Source organism: Candidatus Thiosymbion oneisti, assembly GCF_900092655.1.
GTDB lineage: Bacteria > Pseudomonadota > Gammaproteobacteria > Chromatiales > Chromatiaceae > Thiosymbion > Thiosymbion oneisti.
The window spans coordinates 1-3,142 of sequence record NZ_FLUY01001568.1 but is presented as its reverse complement, the minus strand read 5'-3'; the positions used below and the strand labels follow the sequence as shown (position 1 = coordinate 3,142).

Sequence of the window (3,142 nt, the reverse complement as noted above, 5' to 3'; positions counted from 1 at the left end):
GAAACATTATCCTGGAATGATTTAGGACTTTCAGTCCAGGGGGCAACCTATGCACTTTAGTGCATAGTGGTTGAGTGCCGGTTGGACAAAGAGCATAGTATGTGGTAAGTGTGGGAGATCCTTCAGGCTGGCACTGCCAGGTGACGCGAACCACATCAATGGATGGCCGATGCCCAATGTGCTTGTTATCCCGAGCGCAGCGAGGGACCTGATTGGGCACGCCGTTTGCCCGCCGGGAGGGGTCCGTCATTGATGGGCACGCGGCGCTTGGTGCATCTGATGCAAGCTGTCGCGGCCTGAAACTTCCGTGGCATAACCGAACCTTGAAATCACCCTGATCGGTGCTTGCTTTGCCCATCCTACGGGCTGCCAGCAACGCTTAACTTAATGGCATTGGATTATGGCCTGGACGACAAATGACAAAGCTGTTTCTGTCCCATAGCAGCCACGATAAAGGCTTAGCAAGGAAACTTGCTGGCGATTTAAAAAATGCCGGGTTTGATGTTTGGCTGGATGAATGGTCTATTCTTGTCGGACATTCAATTACCGGAGAAATTCAGAGAGGTCTTGATGAAGCGGACTTCATTATCATATTACTTTCGCGCGAGGGTACGGCGTCCGGATGGATACCAAAAGAATGGCAAGCACAAATTGGTGTCGAAGCAGAGAGCAAGAAAGTACGAATCTTACCGGTTTTAGCTAGCTCTTGCGAGATGCCCATACTTCTTCGAGACAAAAAATACGCTGATCTTAGCAAAGGCTACGCAGTAGGATTGAACGACCTAATAACCGCGATCAGAGGGCATTCTGACGAAAACAATGATCGTCTCGCATCGGATACCCCTGGCGTAAGACTTAGTAGCGAGTCTGTTGCTTCGAAAACCGAAGAGTTTTCCAATCGCAAAGATAGTGTTCGTCCAACGACTTCTCCCAACATAGTTAAAGAGAGTAGTCCATGGGCGCGGCTGCTAATGAGTGTCAACAACCGAATATCCATCTTAAAGAAAGCTCAACTAATCGGAAAGGAGTGTTTAGCGCTTCCGTTTCACGAGCATCCCCGTTTTGTCCATCCCTTGGGAAGCGAGATGGTGATAACTGTACATGAGCAAGACGGACATAAAACTTCTCTGACGGACTCACCTTTCGATGTCCTGCAGCGCCCTGACGTGGTTGGTCGACTATTAGTGCTTGGTCCACCTGGGGCTGGTAAGACATTTGCGTTGACTCAGATAGCAGAACAGCTTACTCGTTGCACCCTCGAAAATCAAACAGGTGCAATCCCTATTATTCTTAATCTATCTCAGTGGACCGATGATAGGCAGCATTTGGAGGACTGGATTATTGACCGTCTACAGCAAGAATATAACTTGCTGGAACCCATTGCCAGGGAGTTGTTGGACAACGACCAATTAGCCCTTCTTCTTGACGGGCTCGACGAATTAGACCCTAATCGCCAAGATAGCTGTATCGAACGTATCAATCAACTTTTGCGTAGGTTGTCGCTGCTGACAACTGTCGTTGTGGCTTCAGACACAGACGAGTATCGCGTGTGCTTCAAAAAGCTTCGACTAAACACGGCCGTCTGTTTAGATCCGCCAAGCGACCAGGATATTGAGAGATACCTTAGAGCTCTAGGGAAGCAGCAGCTATGTAACAGGTTGCGAAGTAACACTCAACTTATGAGGATAGCAAGAACGCCACTTTACCTTAATCTTCTGGTTACCGTTCTTGAAAGTAAGTCGAAATCACGCGAGGGCTTAGCGGAGTGCGAACTCTTAGAGCAAGGCGAACTTTTTCGCAGCTTTGTCGAGAACCGGCTAGAGATTTTCGAGGATCGTGACCCTCAAAAATCCCAACAATACCTCTCCTACATTGCCCTGCAGCTCGCAAAGCACAACCAGACACAATTTCTAGTCGAGTATATGCAACCCGACTGGCTAAGCTCTCCTTGGCAGCATTTACTATATCACGCTTTAGTGAGTATTGCGGTTGGATCGGCAATTACTCTTTTGGTGATTCCTTTTAGTTCTTTTATGGCCGCTTCAAACACTGAGCTTATTGCAGAAATCACCGCTGCTTTCATCGTGGCAACCGCACTAGGGTGGATCCATAAAAGCGCCATCCGACCGGTAGAGCGCCTACAGTGGGGAGAAGTAAAGGGTGCGTTGGAAACATTGTTGGGCACGAGCATTTTGTTGGTAATCGCCGAGTTAGGACGACACGTCGTACAACGCCTTTTGGAGCGATTAAGATTACCGTGGTTTTTGACAAATACGCTAGAATGGACTGGAAAACCTCTTTCCAGATTTGGTTTGTCCTTGTTGACGGCAGTAGGATGGACGGTTAGACAATTTTTTAAGGCACTTAATGTACCCTATGCGAATATAACCAAGACACGTATTCCAAATGAGGGAATCAAAAGATCTGGCTATTTTGCACTTGCACTCTGTCTTTCTCTTGGTACTTTTGGGCTTATAATGGGTTTGTTTATTGATATTTTCGTGAGCGTTGCCCAATGTTTGCCGGAAGATGGGGAAGGAACCAACATCTCCTGCATGTTTAGTTGGGAGCATCTCTCGGATCTCAGTATAAGAAAGGGGGTTGCTCCTGTTCTAGCAATTTGGATGGCTATAATGGGTGCCACATTCGGTGGCATTTCGATTATTCAGCATTACTGGCTGAGGACGATCCTTTGGGTTGATGGCAAAATACCATTTCGATTAATCAAGTTTCTGAACAAGGCGACGCGGGGAAAGATGTTGCATAGAATAGGCGGTACGTATAGCTTCTTGCACCCATCGCTTCAACAATATTTCTGCGAACGAACGAGACGCACCGACGACTATAGCAAGGAAACTATGTTTTAGTTAAGATAGAATATTTTACCGTAGTTGATTAGTTGGGTTCCTCAGCTCTCGGGCTCGATCCCCGTTTGACCCTGCGGGGGACGCATACTTGGGGAGTGGAGTCGTATCAAGGTACGTTTTTAGTAAGATCAGGACCTCACCGACCATTTTATTCAGGCGGGAAAATTTCTTAAAGTCGAAGTAATCGATCATCTCATGGCAATAAAAGGACACCCATTTTGTTTGTTACACCCATCCGTACCTTTACGAATGAGTAGCAAACAAAGTGGGTGTCC

At 47.1% G+C, this 3,142-nt stretch carries 1 protein-coding gene; it reads left to right on the top strand.

The genetic code is table 11. The features are described from left to right. Positions 1–416: 416 nt before the first annotated feature. Positions 417–2,867: a TIR domain-containing protein gene (locus tag BQ17_RS15925; protein WP_089728714.1), complete on the top strand. Its 2,451-nt coding sequence runs from the start codon at positions 417–419 to the stop codon at positions 2,865–2,867. The last annotated feature ends 275 nt before the right edge of the window (positions 2,868–3,142 follow it).